The organism is Mesorhizobium ventifaucium, assembly GCF_935822925.1.
Lineage (GTDB): Bacteria > Pseudomonadota > Alphaproteobacteria > Rhizobiales > Rhizobiaceae > Mesorhizobium > Mesorhizobium ventifaucium.
This window is the reverse complement of record NZ_CAKXZS010000078.1, coordinates 13,954-28,527: the sequence shown is the minus strand read 5'-3', so window position 1 is coordinate 28,527 and position 14,574 is coordinate 13,954. Positions and strand designations below refer to the sequence as shown.

General features: G+C 63.2%; 14 protein-coding genes. All 14 read right to left on the bottom strand.

Annotated features, from left to right (window positions below; genetic code table 11):
- Positions 1–97: 97 nt before the first annotated feature.
- The 14 genes from NMG70_RS31060 to NMG70_RS30995 all read right to left on the bottom strand — a co-directional run bounded on the left by NMG70_RS31060 (position 98) and on the right by NMG70_RS30995 (position 14,478).
- Positions 98–898 carry a 3-methyl-2-oxobutanoate hydroxymethyltransferase gene (locus NMG70_RS31060; RefSeq protein WP_254028014.1) on the bottom strand — a complete coding sequence of 267 codons (801 nt, stop codon included), beginning with the start codon at positions 896–898 and terminating at the stop codon, positions 98–100.
- 37 nt (positions 899–935) lie between these two features.
- Positions 936–1,250 (bottom strand): MocE family 2Fe-2S type ferredoxin, encoded by a 315-nt coding sequence (locus tag NMG70_RS31055; protein WP_254028013.1) that lies wholly within the window; start codon positions 1,248–1,250, stop codon positions 936–938.
- A gap of 42 nt (positions 1,251–1,292) precedes the next feature.
- The gene (locus tag NMG70_RS31050; protein WP_254028012.1) at positions 1,293–2,381 is read right to left on the bottom strand and encodes a fatty acid desaturase family protein; all 1,089 of its coding nucleotides are present in this window, start codon (positions 2,379–2,381) and stop codon (positions 1,293–1,295) included.
- 91 nt (positions 2,382–2,472) lie between these two features.
- Positions 2,473–3,654 carry an aldose 1-epimerase family protein gene (locus NMG70_RS31045; protein WP_254028011.1) on the bottom strand — a complete coding sequence of 394 codons (1,182 nt, stop codon included), beginning with the start codon at positions 3,652–3,654 and terminating at the stop codon, positions 2,473–2,475.
- 16 nt (positions 3,655–3,670) lie between these two features.
- Positions 3,671–4,453: an ATP-binding cassette domain-containing protein gene (locus tag NMG70_RS31040; protein ID WP_436798501.1), complete on the bottom strand. Its 783-nt coding sequence runs from the start codon at positions 4,451–4,453 to the stop codon at positions 3,671–3,673.
- The gene (locus tag NMG70_RS31035) at positions 4,450–5,454 is read right to left on the bottom strand and encodes an ABC transporter permease (protein ID WP_254028009.1); all 1,005 of its coding nucleotides are present in this window, start codon (positions 5,452–5,454) and stop codon (positions 4,450–4,452) included. The genes NMG70_RS31040 and NMG70_RS31035 overlap by 4 nt, the downstream gene beginning before the upstream one ends.
- A 61-nt stretch (positions 5,455–5,515) precedes the next feature.
- Positions 5,516–6,457 carry a sugar ABC transporter substrate-binding protein gene (locus NMG70_RS31030; RefSeq protein ID WP_254028008.1) on the bottom strand — a complete coding sequence of 314 codons (942 nt, stop codon included), beginning with the start codon at positions 6,455–6,457 and terminating at the stop codon, positions 5,516–5,518.
- A gap of 36 nt (positions 6,458–6,493) precedes the next feature.
- The gene (locus NMG70_RS31025) at positions 6,494–7,408 is read right to left on the bottom strand and encodes a sugar phosphate isomerase/epimerase family protein (RefSeq protein WP_254028007.1); all 915 of its coding nucleotides are present in this window, start codon (positions 7,406–7,408) and stop codon (positions 6,494–6,496) included.
- Positions 7,409–7,434: 26 nt separating this feature from the next.
- Positions 7,435–8,547: a Gfo/Idh/MocA family protein gene (locus NMG70_RS31020; protein WP_254028006.1), complete on the bottom strand. Its 1,113-nt coding sequence runs from the start codon at positions 8,545–8,547 to the stop codon at positions 7,435–7,437.
- Positions 8,548–8,582: 35 nt separating this feature from the next.
- On the bottom strand, positions 8,583–9,662 hold the full coding sequence (locus NMG70_RS31015; protein WP_254028005.1) for an ABC transporter ATP-binding protein: 1,080 nt from the start codon (positions 9,660–9,662) through the stop codon (positions 8,583–8,585).
- A 200-nt stretch (positions 9,663–9,862) separates the two neighbouring features.
- Entirely contained in the window at positions 9,863–10,957 is a 1,095-nt protein-coding gene (locus tag NMG70_RS31010) for an ABC transporter ATP-binding protein (RefSeq protein ID WP_254028004.1), read from the bottom strand.
- Positions 10,954–11,931: a carbohydrate ABC transporter permease gene (locus NMG70_RS31005; RefSeq protein WP_254028003.1), complete on the bottom strand. Its 978-nt coding sequence runs from the start codon at positions 11,929–11,931 to the stop codon at positions 10,954–10,956. Before NMG70_RS31005 ends, NMG70_RS31010 begins: the two co-directional genes overlap by 4 nt.
- Complete coding sequence (locus tag NMG70_RS31000; RefSeq protein ID WP_254028002.1) at positions 11,928–12,791, bottom strand: carbohydrate ABC transporter permease; 864 nt, start codon at positions 12,789–12,791, stop codon at positions 11,928–11,930. The genes NMG70_RS31005 and NMG70_RS31000 overlap by 4 nt, the downstream gene beginning before the upstream one ends.
- Positions 12,792–12,864: 73 nt before the next feature.
- Positions 12,865–14,478, bottom strand: a complete 1,614-nt coding sequence (locus NMG70_RS30995; RefSeq protein WP_254028001.1) for an extracellular solute-binding protein — start codon at positions 14,476–14,478, stop codon at positions 12,865–12,867.
- Positions 14,479–14,574 lie beyond the last annotated feature (96 nt).

Below are 14,574 nucleotides of genomic sequence, written 5' to 3'. Positions count from 1 at the left end.
CTACGCGCCGATCCACCTTCTCCCACAAGGGGAGAAGGTCAGGCCGTAAGTGCTTTAAATCCCTTGATATTGTCGAGCACGTCCTGGCCGGCGCGTCTTATCCGGCGTTGATCTTCTCCATGAACTGGCCGAGCTGGTCCGGGTCCATATGCACCACATGCTTGTCTTCGGGATAGGCCAGGCTGTTCACGTCGGCGACATATTCGGAAAAAGCAGCAATGCGTTCCGCCTGCAGGCGGTCATATTCGGCGGCGAAATTGCGATAGACCTTGGAATGGCGCGGCATGTGGCCACGGTTCTGGCCAAGGATGTCGTCGGCGAACAGATATTGCGCGTCGCAGCCGGTGCCGGCCCCCATCGACAGCATGATCAGCGAGGTTCGCTCCGAAATCGCCTTGGCCACCTCGACCGGCACCACTTCGATCTCGGCGCCGATCGCGCCGGCCGCTTCGTATTGCTTGACTGCCTCGAAAATCTGCATGGCGCCGTCGGCGGTCTTGCCGACAGCCTTGAAGCCGCCGGTCCAGGTGGCGCGCGACGGGATCAGGCCGACATGGCCGATCACCGGGATATTGTCATCGGCCAGCCGTTTGACAGTGGCAAAGCCGGCGCTGCAATAAACCGCGTCGGCGCTCGCCTTGTAGAGCCGGAACGCCCAGCGGACGAAATCGTCGGCTGTGCCGATCTCGTAGAAATTGTCGCCCGGCATGGTGAACAGGCTGGGTGCGGCATCGCGGTATTGCGGATTGAGCACCAGTTCCGGCGGCACCGAGACAATGTCGACCCCCGCTCGTTCAGCGGCCTCGGCCTCCTCCATCGTCAGCACCCGCAGCATGGTCAATTGCCGCTTGCCCTTCATGGCGCGCAGGTCTGCCACCGTCGGTCTTTTCCGGCTCATCGATTTGGTCCCCTTGGTTGCGTGAATGGAAGGCCGGTCAGGCGATCTGGATCATCACCTTGCCAGCTTCGACCTTCACCGGATAGATCTGCAGATTGACGCAGACCGGCGCGCCCTTGGCCTGGCCGGTCTTGTAATTGAAGCGGCCATTGTGCTTGGGGCATTCGATGATGTCGTCCATGACAAGCCCATCGGCCAGATGCGCCTTTTCATGTGTGCAAAAGCCGTCGGTGGCGAAGAATTCGTCATCCGGCGAACGGTAGATTGCGAAGCTGCGGCCGCCATGATCGAAGCGGATGACATCCTCTTCGTCGACATCGTCCACCGCGCACGCCTCGACCCAATCGGCCATCTCTATTTTCTCCCGAAATTTCGCCTTGCTGCTGCGCAGCGCCTATTCCGCTGCTGCCGACATGTTCACTTCGTGGAACTCGCCACGATAGGGCCGTGCCGTCGGCGGCAGCTCGCGCTTGAGGAAATAGTCCTCGTATTTGAGCTGCCTGAGCAGGACCGGCCAGACCTCGCGATAGGCATGCCACATCGATGGGTTCGGCTCCGGCAGATCGTGCTTGATCAATTCGTGCAGCCTGGGCAGCGCGTGATAGGGCACCATCGGAAACATGTGATGCTCGACGTGGTAGTTCATGTTCCAGTAGATGAACCGGCTGATCGGGTTCATGTAGACGGTCCGGCTGTTGAGCCGATGATCGACCACGTTGTCGGCGAGACCGATGTGCTGCAGCAGGCCGGTCAGCACCATGTGCCAGGTGCCGTAGAGGCGCGGCCCGCCGACGAGCACCAGCGGAATCCACGAGTGCACGAAAACCGCGAGCGCGATTGTGGCGATGTAGATGGCGATATGCCAGCGGGCGGCGATGACGGCCTTGTGCTGTTCCATCTCGGGAACGTAGCTTTTCTCGTCCGGCGTCAGCTTGCCGAATGCCTGGCGCACCAGCGCCGGAAGCGAATAGCGAAAGTCGAGGATACCGGTGAAGGCGAGTGCGGTGCGCAGCAGGTCCGGCGGGCGCATCACGGCGATCTCGGCATCGCGTCCGACAATGATCGTGTCGGTGTGGTGGCGGGCATGGCTCCAGCGCCAGGTCACCGGATTGCGCATCAGCATGAAGCTGGCGATCTGGTAGACGACATCATTAATCCAGCGCGTGCGGAAAGCGGTGCCGTGGCCGCATTCGTGCCAGCGCGAGTCGCTGGCCGAGGCATAGAGCACGCCATAGGCTAAGAAGAACGGCACGCACCACCAGGTGCCCCAGAAGTAAACGCCGCCGGCGGCGGAACCTAGGATGGCGGCGAGCCAGATGGCCGTGTCGCGGATTGCCGGACTGTCGGAACGTTGCATCAGTTCCTTCATCGTCTTGCGCGGCACATCGGTGTGGTACCACTCCGCCGAGGCTAGACCGGTCTCGATCGCAATCCGCGTGCTTTCACCGACCAGGCTGTAATCGCGCTTTACCTTGCCAGCCATTGTGACCTCCAATTTCCGAACGGCCGCGAGCCCTCTCCACTCCGGCCGAGGCCAGCCTTCCAACTGGTGTTTCGCATCGCCTTCGCCATTGTCACGACCTGCCTCCGAGAACAGGAAAATGACCCGATGGCCGCGGATAATCCTCCCGCGGCTGCCTGGCAATCGCTGCGATCCGGCTCTCGGCGCCGGCGATCTCGCCGGCGCCGTCGAGAACCCGAAACTCCGCTTCGTACGAACGGCTTTCGCCGTGCTGCAGCCAGATCATCTCGCCGCGTCCGCGCGCTGCCAGATTGCCCAGCACATGATGCGTCGACGGCTCGATGCCGAGCGCATAATGCCCGGCCTGGAAATTCTGCCACTCATAGGCGCAAGGCAACTGGTGCTTGCGCGTGACGACTTCGAGACCGAGGCCGAGACGGTCGTTGACCACCGCCACCGGCACGTCGCCGTTGGCGTCGGCGCCGAGTTCGTGCTGCCAGACCTGTTCCGTGAAGCCCAGTTGCGGTGCCGGCGCCGTGCGGTAGCCGACCTTCTGCGCCTCATAGCGCTCGCCGGCATGGCCCGCCCAGACGACGTCGCGGATCGGCGCCAGGTAGCGCGAGCCCTCGTCGAGCACAGGATGGCTGACATTGATGTGATAAAAGTACATATGCGGCGTGCGGCTGAAGCCGTGATTGACGACGCGGTCCGACAGCCGGATCTCGGTGCCGCCGACATCGGCCTCGATCCGCCGCAGCAGATGCAGATCCTCGCCGAACACCGTCGACTGCTGGACGATGCCTTCGGCCCACAGCACGCAGCGGTCGCCGTCCCAAGTCTCGCCATAGCCGGTCAATCGCGCCGGGATGGTGCTGACGCGGCCATGCAGCGAATGGCGCACCGTCTTCTTCGGCGGATAGTTGTAGCTGTCGGCGGGGACCTCGTTCATGAACAATATATGGTCGAGGCCGCAGGTCAGCAGCAGGCCGGAAAACGACCGCGCCCAGGCCAGCCCCTCCTCGCCTTCATATTCGTGCAGGCCGGGATGGCGAAAGCCGCTCGGCGAATGCCAGCCGATCGCCTGGCCCTTGAAATCGCAATCGGCGATGTCGAGCGCCCGGTCGACCAGCGCGGTGAAGCGCAGGCCGGAGCCGGTGCGGAATTCGAGCATGCGGATGCCGCGCTCCACGCCGTCGCCGAGCGTCATCAGCCGCACGCCGGCGAATTGCGACAGCATGCCGGAGCGTTCCGAGATCTGCCGGCGCGAAAGCGTCTTGCCGTAAAGCTCTACCATGTGACGGCCAGTTCCTTCACTTCGCTCTCGTCTCCTTGAGCAGGGCCGACATGTCGGCGCCGGTGATGATGCTCTCCACCGTCAGCAGATCGGTATCGGCGACCGTCTGCTCGGCGACGATCTCGCCGCGGCGCATGACGATGACGCGGTCGGCGACCTGGAAGACGTGATGGATGTTGTGGGTGATCAGCAGCACCGAATGGCCGGCGGCGCGCACCTCCTTGACGAAGCGCAGCACGCCGTGCGTTTCCTCGACGCCGAGATTGTTGGTCGGCTCGTCGAGGATGATGACCTTGGCGGCGAACTGCATGGCCCGCGAAATGGCGATCGACTGGCGCTCACCGCCCGACAGCGTGCTGACCAGCGCATCGGCGTCGAGCTTTTTCGAGATGCCGACGCGCTTCAAAAGCGCCGCGGCGGCATCGCGTAGCTTGGCGAGGTCGAGCGGCGCGAACACGCCCAGCCATCTCAGATTGACCGGCTCGCGGCCGAGAAAGAGATTGCGCGCAATGCTCAGGTCCGGGGCTAGCGAGGTATCCTGGTGGATCGTCTCGATGCCGAGATCCATGGCGTCGCGGGTCGAGCGGATCGAGACCTTCTGGCCGCGCACATAGATGTCGCCGCGGTCGACGGGAAAGACGCCGGAGATCGCCTTGATCAGCGTCGATTTTCCGGCGCCGTTGTCGCCGAGCAAGGCCACCACCTCGCCCTCGTCGAGCGTGAAGGAGGCGCTCTTCAGCGCGCGGACGCTGCCGAAGGATTTTTGCAGATTGTGCAGCCGGAGCACTTCCATGGTCAGCTCCTGGCGGCGTTCTTCTGCAGCAAAGCGTGCAGGATGAGCATGGCAAGGATGATGACGCCGACGAAGATGTTGTAGGCGAGGCCGGGCACGCCGATCAGCACGATGCCGTTGCGGATGCTGCGCAGCATCAGCGCGCCGACGATGGTGCCCAGGATGGTGCCGCGCCCGCCGGTCAGCGCAGTGCCGCCGACCACCACCATGGCGATGACTTCGAGCTCGTATCCGGTGCCGGCCACCGGCGAGGCGGCCGAGATGCGGAAGGCGCTGATCATGCCGGCCAGGCCCGCCAGCACCGAGGTCAGGATGAACAGCCAGACCTTGACCGCATCGGCCGGCACGCCGCGCGCAACCGCAGCGTTGCGGTTCGAACCGATGGCGCTGATCCAGTTGCCGAGCTTGGCATAGTGCAGCACGTAGATCGCCAGCAGCGACAGGCCGATGAACCACCACAGCGAGGTATAGAAACGGAACGTTCCGATATTGAAGCTGCCGGCCAGCAGTGTCACGAAAAAGCCAGGCTGGTCCCAGGATTTCAGCGGAAAGCCTTGTGTGATGTAGAGCGCAGCACCTCGCACCACGAGCAGCATCGACAGCGTCACCAGGAAGGAGGAGATGCCGATCTTGGTGACGATCAGCCCGTTGACCGCACCGATCGCTATGCAGAGCAGCAGGCCGGCAAGCAGCGCGATGCCGATATCAAACCCGCCGTTCTGCACCAAAAGCATGACGACGACCGGCGCAAGGCCGAACACGGCGCCGACCGAAAGGTCGAACTCGCCCGCCGTCAGAAGCAGCGTCATGCCGAGCGCTATGATGCCGAGTTCGGGCAGGAACGCCATCATGTTGGAGATGTTGAGCGGCGACAGGAAGTTCGCATCGGCGATCGCGAACACCGCCAGCAGGACAATCAGGATGACGAGCGAAGAGAATTGCGGCGAGCGGATCAGGCTCGACCTGCGTCTGGAGCGCGGCATTTCCTGTTCTGCGGCGATAGTCATGACTGCTCGGACCATATCTCAGGGTGACGCCCGCCGCCTACGCAGCGGGCGTCAGTTTCAATCACTTGTCATAGAGTTTCAGGATCGGTTCGACGCTCGATGCGTCATAGAGGCTGAAAGTGTGGATATCGTAGCCGATCGGTTCGCCCGCGGCGGCAAGCCCGAGCAGCGCCACCGGCATGAAGCCCTGCGCCGACGGGAACTGCCAGGCAGCCGCGTTGACGAAGCCGGCCTTGACGGCTTCGGCGGTTTCCCTGGAATTGCCCCAGCCGACGACCGGGATCTTGCCGGCCGGCACGCCGGCGCCGTCGAACACCCGCTTGACGCTGGCCGCCACGGAATCGCCGAGCGCGATGATTGCCGGCGGATTGTTGGCGACCATGTAGTCGCTCATCTTGGCGATGATGCCGGCCGGATCGGTGCCGCAATCGACCACGTCATATTTGATGCCGAGCGGATCGAAGACGCTGGCGATGCCTTCGGTCTCGAGCTGCTGATAGCTGGCGCCCGGCACTTCGACCGGCAGGAACACCTTGTCGCCCTGCTTCACCATCTTGTGGTCGACGAGATATTTCGCCCAGATCACGCCGGCTTGCCTGAGGTCGGCGCCGACATAGGCCTGCCGGCCGGTCGCTGGATCGTCGGTGTTGAAGAACACGATCGGGATGCCAGCCGATTTGGCTGCCTTGACCTCCTCGGTCCATAGGCCGGGCTGCGCCGAGGTGGTGGCGATGCCGTCCGGCTTGGCGGCAAGTGCGGAGTTGAAGGCCTCCTTCTGCGCCGCCATGTCGCCGCCGCTGAACGAGATCTTGCAGGTCACCTTGAGCTGGTCGCAGGCCTTGGTCGCGCCGGCATTCCAGTCGATCCAGAAGGCGTCCGACGGACCGCCATGCGACAGCAAGTAGAAAATCTTCTGAGCATCCTGCGCCAGCGCCGGTGCAGCCAGTGCAACACCGGCGAACACGGTCGCCGCAGCCGCGACTTTCGATACGAATCTCCACATTTCTCTTCTTCCCTTTTTCGTGGCCGAACCGTGCCGTCACAGTCCGTTGGCGCGGAATTTCTCGTCGAGGAATTTCTTGGCGCGCGGCACGTCGTCCTCCGAAAGGTGCTCGATGATGACCGGGATGTTCGGGTGCTTTTCGGACAGCCGCTTGAGATAGAGGTCGTAGTTGAGCGAGCCGAGGCCGGGCGCCGGCAGCTCGATCTCGCCGACGCCGCGGAAGGTGTGGCTTTCCAGCGCGTCCTCGTCGCCGATATCGGCGTGCTTCTCCGACTTGTCGCCGCCCGAGCGCTTGACGTCCTTGGCGTGGGCTATTTTGATCTTGTCGGTCAGCGTGTCGAATACCTGGTTCAGGATCTGGTCCATCCTGTCGATGTTATGGGTCTCGAAATAGTTGGTCGGATCCATCAGCAGGCCGAGGCCGGGATGGTCGACCTGCGCGAACATCTTCACCGTCTCCTCGACCGAGCCGACGACATTGTTGACATAGGTTTCGAGCAGGAAGACCGCGCCGTGGTCATAGGCGGTCTGGGCAAGGTCGGCGATGACCTTGCGGCATTCCTCAAAACCTTCCTCGGTCTTGTTCCTGGGATGATGCACCCAGTCGGATTCGGTGTTGTAGGTGCCGGTTTCCGAGATCACGTAAGGCGTGCCGAATTCGCGCGCATTGCGGATGATCTCCTTGAGATAGCCGACGCGCCTCTCGCGCTCGCCCATGTCCGGATGGATGATGTTGGTGTAGCCGGACACGCAGCACACCGGCAGGTTGTGGTCGCGGAAGGTGTCGCGAACCGTCCTGGCCTTTTCCTTGGTGATCTGCCCGGCCGACAGGTCGATATCCCTGAAATGCAGGTCGAGTTGCACCGTGTTGAAATCGAGCGCGCGGATCTTCTGCGCGGTTTCCTTGAGGCCGTACGGGAAATAGCCCGTGAAGATACCTGCCTGCATCATGATATGAAATCCTCCCTGTAAGCGATTCAGTTGATTGGGTTTATCGAGATTTCGGACAGCTTGACCGTGCGGCGCTCATCGATCGAGCGATAGCCGGCTTCGATCAACGCCATGGTCTTGACGTTGTCGGCGACGGAAAGTGCCGGCGGCTCACCCGTCTTCACTGCGTGCTGGAGCTGCTCCATCACGCCGATGAAGGCATGCGGGAACCACATCGTGCTCCAGCTGGGAGTGAGCCATTCGCCGCCGGTGGTCTCGGTCGAGGCATAGGTCAGCGTCGAGGCAGAACCCGTCGGCCAGCCGATCGTGCCCTTGGCGACGCCCTTGGTGCCGTCGACGCGCCAGTTGATGTGCTGGTCGTCCTTGTAGCCGTCTTGGCGCGGACCGGACCAGACATCCTCCAGCGACACTGCGAGCACGCCGGACGGAAACCGCAGCGTCGAAACGGTGATGCCGTCCGAATGGTCGAAGCGCGTGCGCGGATCCTTGCGGGTCAGCGTGGTGATCTCGTCGGGATCGCCGAACAGGAAACGCAGCACGTCGAGATGGTGGACGCTCATATTGGCAAGCGTCAGCCGGTCATAGTCCTCGAGGAATGTCTGCCAGTGCGGGATCGCATGCATGTCGATCTGGGCGAAGACGATGTCGCCGAGCGCGCCGCTGCCGACGATCTGCTTTAAGACGCGCATCGACTGGTCGTAGCGCATGTTCTGGTTGACAGAGAGGATCTTGCCGGCCCTGGCCGCCTCGTCGCGCAATTCGATCGCATCCTTGAGCGACAGCGCCAGCGGCTTCTGCGCCAGTATCGCCTTGATGTGCTTCTGCTTCAGCGCATGGCGGATGAGCGCCGGCTGCTGGTCGGGCGGAAAGGCAAGGTCGATGATCTCGACGTTTTGGTCCTCGATCAATTGTTCCGGCGTGTCGTGGATAGTCGGGATCTCCCAGCGCTTGGCGACCTTCTCGGCGCTGGCCTTGGTCCGCGAGGCAATCGCCACCACCGGAAAACCTGCTTCCTTATAGGCGGCGAGGTGACATTCGGCCATGATCATGCCGGCGCCGACGCAGCCGATCCTGTATTCCCTGGTACGGACCTTCACATCCGGATCGAAGCCGTTGCCCGCTATCACTCCGCTTGTCATCTGATCCTCCCGAACCACTTTGCTTGCGGCCGCTGTCATCGTGCCAGCGCTCCCCCGCTTTGCCCGAAATAATGCACCCTGCCCGGCTCGCAGGATATCGCCACCATCGCGTCCGGCCTGATATCGGGCTGGCCGCGCAGCAGTGCCCGCAGACGCGCCTGCCCGGCGGCGAGTGTCACGACGGTATAGCCGCCGAGCGGCTCGACCTCGAACACTCGCGCCGGGCGGCCCGCGCGCCCATCCGATGTTCCATCCCGATCCAGCCAGGGCCGGACCTTGATGTCTTCAGGCCTGAGCCCGATCTCGACGGCATCGGCCGGCGCGGCCTTGTCGGCGATGCGGATCGTGCCTTCCGCCGCCTCCATGCCTTCCGCGCCGCGCACCGACTTCAAGATGTTCATCATCGGCGAGCCGAGCAGCCGCGCCACATAGGTGCTGGCCGGCCGGTCATAGATCTCGGCCGGCGCGCCGATCTGCCTGATGCTGCCGTTCTCAAGAATAGCGATGCGGTCGGCGACCGACATCGCCTCTTCCTGATCGTGCGTGACATAGATCAGCGTCTTGCCGAGCTCGCGCTGGATGCGCTTCAGCTCGACGCGCGTCTCCTCGCGCAGCCGGGCGTCGAGCGCCGAGATCGGATCGTCCATCAGATAGGCGTTGGGGTCGCGCACCAGCGCACGCGCAATCGCCACGCGCTGCCGCTCGCCGCCCGAAAGCTGCGCCGGCGGCTTGTGCAGGATGTGGCCGATATGCAGCTTGGCCGCGACGTCGGCGACACGCTTTTCGATTTCGGCCTCGGCGATCCGGCGTTCGACCAGGGGAAAGCGGACATTGTCGCGCGCGCTCATATGCGGAAACAGCGCCAGGTTCTGGAACACCATGGCGACATTGCGCTCGGCTGGCGACACCGTATTCACCGGCCTGCCGCCGATCAGGATCTCGCCGATGTCGGGGGTTTCCAGTCCGAGCACCAGGCGCAGTATCGTCGATTTGCCGGATAGCGGCGGCCCGAAGAAGCAGAAGAACTCATTGTCGTTGACAGTGAACGAGGCGTCGTCGACGGCGAGCGTGTCGCCATAGCGTTTCGTCACATTGCGGAAGACGATATCGGCCATGGTCTCAGCCCGCTCCACTGGTTGCGGACAGATTGTCGGCGTTGGCGCTGCCCCTCATCCCCCCGCCGGGACCTTCTCCCCGTATAGAGACGGGGAGAAGGGTGAAACTCCAACGCCGGCGCCCCCCTCTCCCCGTCACTATACGGGGAGAGGGTAAGCGTGAGGGGCGGCGCCGACGTAGAGATATTTGCACGAGCATCTCAGCCTCCCGCCTTCATGGCAAGGCCGGTGGCGGCGTCGAACACACGCACGGACGCCTGGGCCGGCGCGACAACCGCTGTCTGCCCGATCGCCAGCCCGACATCATTGTCGAACACCGCCTTCACCGCGCTCTCGCCCTGGCCGAGATGGACGATGGTGCGCGCGCCGATGCGCTCGACGAAGGTTACCGGCAGCGAAAGCCCGCGGCCGCCTTCGGCCAGCGTGACCTGCTCCGGTCGGAAGCCGTAAAGCACGTCGCCCGGGGCGCCGCGCACCGCGTCAGCGATTTCGGCCGGCAGCGGCGGCGTGACACCGAGCGCCCCCAGGTCGATGACCAGGCCCCGGTCGCTTTCTGCCGGCCTGCCCCTCAGCAGGTTCATCCCCGGTGCACCGATGAAGCGGGCGACGAAGATATTGGCCGGATTGTTGTAGACCTCGAGCGGCGTGCCGACTTGCTGCAGCACGCCGTGGTCCATCACCGCGATGCGGTCGGCCATGGTCATCGCTTCGAGCTGGTCGTGGGTGACGTAGACCATGGTCTGCCGGAACTGCCGCTGCAGCTGCTTCAATTCGGTCCGCATCACCGCCCGGAAGGCCGCATCGACATTGGACAGCGGCTCGTCGAGCAGGAAGATCGCCGGCTCCATGATCGCCGAGCGGCCGATCGCCACCCGCTGCAATATGTTGACCGACAGCCTGTCGGCTTTGCGGTCGAGCAGCGGCGTCAGCTGCAGCATCTCGGCAATGGCGCCGACGCGGCGGTCGATCTCGGCTTTTGGCGCGCCGCGCATTTTTGGGCCATAGGCGAGGTTCTGCCGCACGCTCATATGAGTGAAGATCGCGTAGTTCTGGAAGACGAAGCCGACGCCGCGGCGTCCCATCGGCACGCCGGCCATGTCGCGCTCGCCGAACAGGATCTTGCCGCTGGTCGGCTCTTCCATGCCGGCGATCATGTTCATCGTCGTCGACTTGCCGCAGCCCGACGGCCCGAGCAGCGCCATGAACTCGCCGTCGGCGATGGCAAGATCCATCGTCTTCAAGGCGGTAAAATCGCCAAATTTCTTGACCAGGTTCTGCAGATGGATGGCGCTCATGCCGGCACCTCGCGCGCCCGCGCCATGCGCTTCATGGCAAACACCGCGGCGATGGACAGCACGATCAGGATGGCCAGCGCGATCGCCGCGACATAGCCCCAGATCAGGTCCTGGGTGGTGAGCTTGTAGATATAGACGGAGATGGTTTCGGTGGCGACGCCGGGACCGCCGCCGGTCATGATGTAGAACGTGTCGAAGATCTTGAAATTCTCGATCACCCGGATCGCCAGGGCGATGATGATGATCGTCTTCATCTTCGGCAGCACGATGGTGACGAAGCGCTGCCAGGGATTGGCGCCGAGCAGCGTCGCCGCCTTGATCTGGTCTTCGGGCACGCCGACCAGGCCGGCAAGCAGGATGAGGAACATCAGCGGCGTCCACTGCCAGATATCGGCGACCATGACGGCGATGAGCGCCAGCGTCGGGTCCGACAGCCAGGCGATGGTGACGGGAAAGCCTGATAGCGCCGACAGGATGTCGTTGACCGGTCCGCCCGACTGGAACAGCATGAAGAACATGTAGCCGGCCACCGCCGGCACCACCATCATCGGCATCAGCAGGATCGAGTAGAATATCCGCTTGCCCGGGAACTCGTCGGCAAACAGCGTGGCGAGCGCCAGGCCGAGCAGGAATTCCGCCGGCACGCAGACGATCATGACGATGGCCGTGCGCTTCAACGCGCTCCAGAAGCGCGCGTCGGCGGCAAGGTCGGTGTAGTTGGCAAAATTGTTCCACAGCGACCAGGCGCTCCACCAGCCGTGGCCGGACAGCGGCGACCAGTCGGTCAGGCTGATATAGAGCTGCATCAGCAGCGGGAAGACCGCGATGAACAGCACCAGGATCTGCGCCGGCAATGTCAGCCTGAATCCGAGCCGTGAGCCTTCGTCCGGCAATACCGGCCTTGCCCTGGCCGCGTCGCTGTTGTCTTCCAAAATGGAGGCGTCCCCCGAAATCGTGGCGCTGACCGGGCTCATTGCTTGAGCGCCCCGAAGGTCAGCCCGCGCACCAGATGACGCTGGATGGCGATACCCATGATGACCGGCGGCACCGCGGCGATCAGGCCGAGAGCTGCCTTGGCGCCATAGAGCTGTCCGGTCATCGAGGAGGACAGCGAGGCCATGTAGACGGGGACCGTCACCCATTCGCGCGTCGTCAGGAGCAGCGCGATCAGATAGTCCGACCAGTTGAGGATGAAGACGAACAGCGCTGCACTGGCGAGCGGCGCGCGCATCATCGGCAGCGTGATGCGAGTGAAGACGCGTAGCCGCGAGCAGCCCTCGACCAGCGCCGCTTCTTCGATCTCGCGCGGCATGTCGTCGAAGAAGGTCTTCATCAGCCAGAACGCAAAGGGCAGCGTGACGATGCCGTAGATCAGCGACAGCCCCCACCAGCTGTCGGTGAAGTTGAGGAAGGCCCACATGATCATCACCGGCGTCATCACCGCCATTGGCGGAAACAGGCGGAGCTGGATCAGCGCCAGCGGCAGGTTCTGGCCCGAGCCGAAGCGCGACAGCCCGTAGGCCGCCGCGGTGCCCGCCGACATGGCGATCGCCGTTCCGAACGTGGCTGACAGCAGCGACGACAGGATCGGCTTCAGGGCGGTGCGATCGAGCGCGACGATCAGGTTGTTGGTCGATTCACCGAAGACGAAGCGGAAATTGCTGAGCGTCGGATCCTTCGGCCACCAGGTCAGTTCGGCGCCCGTCGCCGACCATTCAGCGATCGGCTTGAAGGCCATCGACACCATCCACAGGATCGGCACCAGCGTCACCGCAATGGCGGCAAGGATCGCTGCATAGCGGGATATTTCGAAGGGAACGGAACGCTTCATCATGCAGCTTGCTGGTCCATCGTTTGCGGAGGCGAAGCGCAAACTCCTCGCCTCCATTCGGATCCTGGGAGGAGGATCAGCTGATCGGATCGAGAACGGTGGGCCAGGCCTCCTTGTTGGTCTTGATGGCTTCGAGAAGCTTCTCCTCGCCGGTGCGGCGGGCGATCTTCTTCCATTCGGCCTCGGTGTCGGCCATCGCCTGCTCGGCGGTCTTGGCTTTGGTCAACGCGGCGACGAGGTTCTCGTCCAGCGCATTGTGGAAGGCGGTGGCGCCGGGATAGTTGATGGTCGGCACAGTGCGAGCGACCGTCTCGCGCACCACATCCATGTGGTAGGCATGATAGGTCTGGCGGACCAGCGGATCGGAGAAATCCGACAGCCGGAACGGATCGAAATAGCCGCCGGGATTGGCGGTCATCCAGGCATAGATGCGGCTCGATCCCAGCCACTGCAGGAACAGGTAACAGGCCTCCGGATTCTTGGCCTGCGACGAGACCGAAGCCGACAGATTGAGCCACAGTACAGAGCGGCTGATCAGCTTGCCGTCGATCTCGCGGCCAGGCGGCAGCATCGAGCCGATCTTGCCGGTGACAGCTGAATCCTTGTTGCCGGCATTGTCGAGGAATTTCGGCAGATTGGAGAAGGCGCAAGTCATGGCGGCGCCGCCCTTGGCGAAATTGCCGTACTGCTCGGGCCAGCCCCACGAGATCGCATCCGGCGAATGATGGGCCAGCGAGGCGATATACTCGTTGGTAGCAGCAATGCCTTGCTCGGAATTGATCAGCGGCTTGCCGGTGTCGTCGAACAGGAACTGATTTGGCGAAGCCATTGAAACATAACGCTGATCCCAGTTGGTGTAGCCCCAGCCCTGGTTGCGCAGATCGGTCGAGCCGAACAGGCCCTTGTCGGGGCGCTGGAAGAAGGCCGCGATCTCGTCATGCTGTTTCCATGTCCTCGGCGGCACCAGTTCGTAGCCATATTTGTCGGAGAAGGCTTTCTTCTCGGCCGCATCGCCGAACAGATCGGTGCGGTAGACCCAAGTCTGAAAATCGCCGTCCAGCGACACGCCATAGGTCGAGCCGCGATACTGGTTGAGCAGCGAGACGCCCTTGGCGCCGTTGACATAGCCGCGATCGGGATCGTCCCATTCCGGCTTGTACTGGGCGACGAAGTCGTCGAGCTTCAGGATGCCGCCGGTTTCAGCGAGGTCGCCGAGACGATTCCATTCGACCGCGTAGATGTCATAGGCCCCACCCTTGGTGGAGATGTCCTGCATCGTCTTGGTGAATTCCTGGCCGTTCGGCACACCGACGATCTCGAGCGGAATGCCGGTTTCCTTTTCCCACAGATCCTTTATCGAAGGCGCGCCGGCGGGAAACGGCTGGGTCAACTGGCCGATCGAGCCGTCGGACAGGCCGAGCACGATCTTGGCCGGCGCCTTGCCAGCACCCTTCATCGCCTTGGCCGCCTCGATGGCGCGGCCTTCCGGCGTGTCGGGACCATATTGATAGCGCTCAGAGCCATCAAAGCCCGTGGGGCCGCCGATCATCCCCGGCGCCAGGGCGTCGGCCGCATAGGCGCGGCTGGGACGGATGAATTTCGGTGCGATACCTGCGGCGGCAACAAGCAATGCCGCCTTTCCACCGGACGCCAGCAAACGGCGCCGCGACATGCGGATCATATCAGACATTGGAAGTCCTCCCTTGAGGGCCTTGTTCCTCCACGGCCCTCATGATGGATATTGACGGCACTATGGGAAGGCTGTCAACATCATAAATAATCAAAA

What these genes read in the sequence shown, in the direction of transcription:
- NMG70_RS31060 (WP_254028014.1), bottom strand. Translation starts at nt 898, where the DNA reads ATGAGCCGGAAAAGACCGACGGTGGCAGACCTGCGCGCCATGAAGGGC.
- NMG70_RS31055 (WP_254028013.1), bottom strand. Translation starts at nt 1,250, where the DNA reads ATGGCCGATTGGGTCGAGGCGTGCGCGGTGGACGATGTCGACGAAGAG.
- NMG70_RS31050 (WP_254028012.1), bottom strand. Translation starts at nt 2,381, where the DNA reads ATGGCTGGCAAGGTAAAGCGCGATTACAGCCTGGTCGGTGAAAGCACG.
- NMG70_RS31045 (WP_254028011.1), bottom strand. Translation starts at nt 3,654, where the DNA reads ATGGTAGAGCTTTACGGCAAGACGCTTTCGCGCCGGCAGATCTCGGAA.
- NMG70_RS31035 (WP_254028009.1), bottom strand. Translation starts at nt 5,454, where the DNA reads ATGACTATCGCCGCAGAACAGGAAATGCCGCGCTCCAGACGCAGGTCG.
- NMG70_RS31030 (WP_254028008.1), bottom strand. Translation starts at nt 6,457, where the DNA reads ATGTGGAGATTCGTATCGAAAGTCGCGGCTGCGGCGACCGTGTTCGCC.
- NMG70_RS31025 (WP_254028007.1), bottom strand. Translation starts at nt 7,408, where the DNA reads ATGATGCAGGCAGGTATCTTCACGGGCTATTTCCCGTACGGCCTCAAG.
- NMG70_RS31020 (WP_254028006.1), bottom strand. Translation starts at nt 8,547, where the DNA reads ATGACAAGCGGAGTGATAGCGGGCAACGGCTTCGATCCGGATGTGAAG.
- NMG70_RS31015 (WP_254028005.1), bottom strand. Translation starts at nt 9,662, where the DNA reads ATGGCCGATATCGTCTTCCGCAATGTGACGAAACGCTATGGCGACACG.
- NMG70_RS31010 (WP_254028004.1), bottom strand. Translation starts at nt 10,957, where the DNA reads ATGAGCGCCATCCATCTGCAGAACCTGGTCAAGAAATTTGGCGATTTT.
- NMG70_RS31005 (WP_254028003.1), bottom strand. Translation starts at nt 11,931, where the DNA reads ATGAGCCCGGTCAGCGCCACGATTTCGGGGGACGCCTCCATTTTGGAA.
- NMG70_RS31000 (WP_254028002.1), bottom strand. Translation starts at nt 12,791, where the DNA reads ATGATGAAGCGTTCCGTTCCCTTCGAAATATCCCGCTATGCAGCGATC.
- NMG70_RS30995 (WP_254028001.1), bottom strand. Translation starts at nt 14,478, where the DNA reads ATGTCTGATATGATCCGCATGTCGCGGCGCCGTTTGCTGGCGTCCGGT.